Genomic DNA, 3,610 nt, shown 5'->3' with positions numbered 1-3,610 from the left:
GCAACAGCGCATCGCCATCATGCGCGCTGCTTTCATGGATCCGCCAGTTATGCTGCTTGACGAACCAATGGGCGCACTGGATCCACTGGTTCGACGTGATTTACAGCATGAGTTGAAAACTATCTTCCACCGACTCAAGAAAACCGTTGTCATCGTCACGCATGATCTCAGTGAGGCTGTATTCTTGGCTGAGCGAATTACGTTACTTTATAAAGGATGCGTGATGCAAACAGGCACTTATGAGGAACTAGTTTGTCAACCTGCAGATCCATTCGTATCGCAATTCATTAGCGCTCACCCAAGCCTTCCAGCCGTACAAGGCCGGATATGAGTATCCAAAGGTGTATAACGCTAGTCATTTTGTTATGGTCGATATCAGGGTCACTTAGGGCCGAGCAACCCGTAGTTGTAGGTTCAAAAATATTCACTGAAAGTTACGTCTTAAGTGAGCTTGCCGCACAAACAATTGAGTCTCCCTCAGATCACTCTGTCGACCGTAAATCGGGTATGGGAAGTACGGGGATATTGTTTGCGGCGCTGAAAGCCGGCGCCATTGACGTTTATCCCGATTACACCGGAACGCTAGCCGAAATACTACTCAATAATCCGCGATTAAAATCGACCGATGAAATTCGGCAAGCCCTGGCGCCTCTTGGGCTAACAATTTCAGATTCACTCGGTTTTAACAATACCTATGCGCTAGCCGTCAAAGAGTCCTATGCAAAAAAACATAGGCTGCAAACAATGAGTGATCTGCTTAGCATCAGTTCACAGGCTCGCGTCGCTTTCAGTTACGAATTTATGGAGCGTTCAGACGGCTACCAAGAAATGGTTGACCGTTACCACTTTAAATTCGACCCTGAAAAAGTGATTCGCATGGAGCATAGCTTGGTATATGAAGCAATAGATAAAGCTTCTGTTGATGTGATTGAGGTTTACTCGACCGATGCCAACATCAAAAAATATAATCTCCATGTCCTCACTGACGATCTACATTACTTCCCGTCCTACGAAGCAGTATGGGTCGTTACTAACGCCTTTACGGTCCGCCATCCAGACTTGTGGCAACGGCTTTTGCGGCTGAAAGGGACAATCAATGAGGAGGAGATGCGCTCGATGAACGCCGCTGCGGATATCGATAAAGTCAAATTCGCTGACATCGTCTCTCAGTTCCGTGGCAAGAAGGATTTGAGTACGCAAGTTTTTCATAAAACTTCAAACGACAATCTATCCAAGGAAATTTTGCGCCGCACTAGGGAACACGCATGGCTAGTTGGCGTTTCGCTGCTTTTTTCTCTGGTAGTTGGCGTGCCGCTAGGAGTCATGGCGACCCGATTTCGCAAAGCGGGGCATTTAATCCTACTTTCAAGTGCGCTAATCCAAACCATCCCGACTTTAGCACTGCTTTGTTTCTTAATCCCGATCTTCGGTATCGGGCTGTGGCCTGCGCTAGTCGCATTATGTCTCTACAGTTTGTTACCAGTCGTTCTGAACACTCACACTGCGCTGCAAAGTATCGACAAAAAACATATTGAAAATGCGCGTGCGTTTGGTTTAAGTTCGATGCAGATTCTGACCCGCATTGAGTTACCACTGGGTAGCCAGGTGATCATTGCAGGTCTGAAAACGGCTACTATCGTCAGCGTGGGCACCGCAACACTGGCGGCGCTGATCGGCGCCGGAGGATATGGTGCACTGATTATATCGGGACTTTCTCTTAACAACGTTTCCACTATATTGGCAGGGGCGATTCCAGCGGCATTGATGGCGCTTCTCGCACATCTCGTCTTCGGCATTCTCAACGTGATCATCGTACCGCTTGGACTTCGCCGACGATCGGCTAGATCATTTGATTGAATCGCTCATTAGTTATTGGTTAAACATCAATGGTTTGCTAAACTTACCCACAATTTCCGGTTAAAGAAACAGCCGTTCTGCCTCTGGACATTCATTAATCGGCAGGATGGATCAAAATTAAGTCGGCGCCACAACAACAAGTAAGGAATACCAATGTTTACGCAAAAATGTTTGTTTCTTACAATGAGTATATTCATGCTCAGTGCTTGTAATAATGCTTCAAATTCCCCTGCGGCGACATCCACAAACACCGGAGCAGTCGTTGAGCTTCCAGCTACTGTTCTAGGAGTATTTACGGGAACTTTGATGGGAACTGCTGATGGAAGCCCACTTGGAACCCCTTGTGCAAGCCAGTTTGCCAACGCTACGGTTGTTAAGCAGGGGGCTGATGTGTCCATTTCTTTTTCTGGCGGAATACCAGTAGCCGATACCAAGTGCCCATCCATTCACAAACTACAATTTGTGGCTGCAAGTGGCAATGGAGAATTTGATTCAAATGCTGGAAATGGAAGTGTGGCCGGCGCTCACTTGGCCTCGTATAAGACGAATTTAAATATCGAAAATATTGACGTAGGCGGGATTAAAATTATTTACACAGGAGTGAAATGCGACGTTGCGCCCGAATCTCCGCTTTGCACTTGTGTGACGAATCCAAATAATCTGATGTGTCAAAATAAATGAAATGATTAATAATTTTAATCCTGCCAGCCTGGGTCGTCCGAGTCGCTGATCGAACCTTTAGACGTTGCTTTCGAGCGGCACCTCAAGCTATGGTTCGATGCCTGAAAATTTAAAGTGCTCGCTGGATTGACTGCAATACAGAACGTACTTGAGAAATATGTTGAGAGACTTTCGAGCCGCTGCCAAATTCCTTTCTATCGTCTGGAAAGCCATTTACCGATAAATTCGTTTGCACATCTAAGGCACTGGCGAATTGCTCAGCAGTTGCGACTGAAAAGTTTTTCAGGTCAACGCTTCGGAGCAATACAAGCGCATAAGCTACTATCCGTGGATACCCTTGGCTTTGAAGCATGGACTAACCGGTTGTAAACATAGCCGAACGCACTTTAAGGTAATCGACGAGATGAAACAATTGTTTCATAACAGGAAATCTAACTGACTTTAACCTTAAAAATATTCTCAGTTAGTTCCAATGGTTCTCATTTAATGGTGATGTTCTCAATTAGCCCCAATTTTGTATGGGGAGTACCAATTTCAAAAACTTGATAGCGCCACTGGGTATAAATATCTTTTGGACACCGCCGCTATTTTGGCCTCACCCAGATAATCCAACGTTTTTTGTTTTACCCATTAAAAAATGTTCCTACTTAGCTCCTACTTTTAAATAGAACCCCACTCTGAAGGTTCAATACCGCGTCGTGCGGACGGTTTGGCGGCTCGTATCGATATTTTGTTGTGCTCGGTACCGCACAAGGAAAAATCAGGTGAACCAACTATACTCAAACGCGTACTGGACGCTGGCGCCTTTCCGCAAGCTGACTAGTCAATCGTTCTCCAATTGCGTTCAGTGGCATCGACCTGGATGCCCGAGCGCAGGTGCACACTTTACTCTGGCGAAAATTCATCATGGAACTCCAATGGAATTAATCAAGCATCTGCTTACACGCGAGCCGTTACTGGCTCTGTTCGCGACGATTGCACTCGGCTATCTGGTTGGCAAAATCAAGGTTGGGCGTTTTGTTCTGGGAGGCATTGCAGGAACTCTGCTGGTGGGTGTTGTCATAGGCCAGCT

Annotated in this window: 3 protein-coding genes and 1 pseudogene; all 4 read left to right on the top strand. The window is 46.3% G+C overall.

The genetic code is table 11. The features are described from left to right. Nucleotides 1–331 (top strand): annotated as a pseudogene (locus QN395_RS21030) (hypothetical protein); the annotation flags it as partial. Then, nucleotides 328–1,857 carry a glycine betaine ABC transporter substrate-binding protein gene (locus QN395_RS21025; protein WP_323492990.1) on the top strand — a complete coding sequence of 510 codons (1,530 nt, stop codon included), beginning with the start codon at nucleotides 328–330 and terminating at the stop codon, nucleotides 1,855–1,857. The pseudogene QN395_RS21030 and the gene QN395_RS21025, both read left to right, overlap by 4 nt. Nucleotides 1,858–2,010: 153 nt before the next feature. Next, nucleotides 2,011–2,538, top strand: coding sequence for a hypothetical protein (locus QN395_RS21020; RefSeq protein ID WP_323492991.1), 528 nt, complete (start codon nucleotides 2,011–2,013; stop codon nucleotides 2,536–2,538). Nucleotides 2,539–3,302: 764 nt separating this feature from the next. Continuing rightward, nucleotides 3,303–3,610: hypothetical protein (locus QN395_RS21015; protein WP_323492992.1), on the top strand; the 308-nt coding region annotated here is incomplete at its 3' end.

The organism is Undibacterium sp. RTI2.2 (assembly GCF_035018705.1).
Taxonomy (GTDB): Bacteria; Pseudomonadota; Gammaproteobacteria; order Burkholderiales; family Burkholderiaceae_D; genus Undibacterium.
The sequence above is the reverse complement of the archived record's forward strand: the minus strand, read 5'-3'. Positions and strand labels throughout refer to the sequence as shown.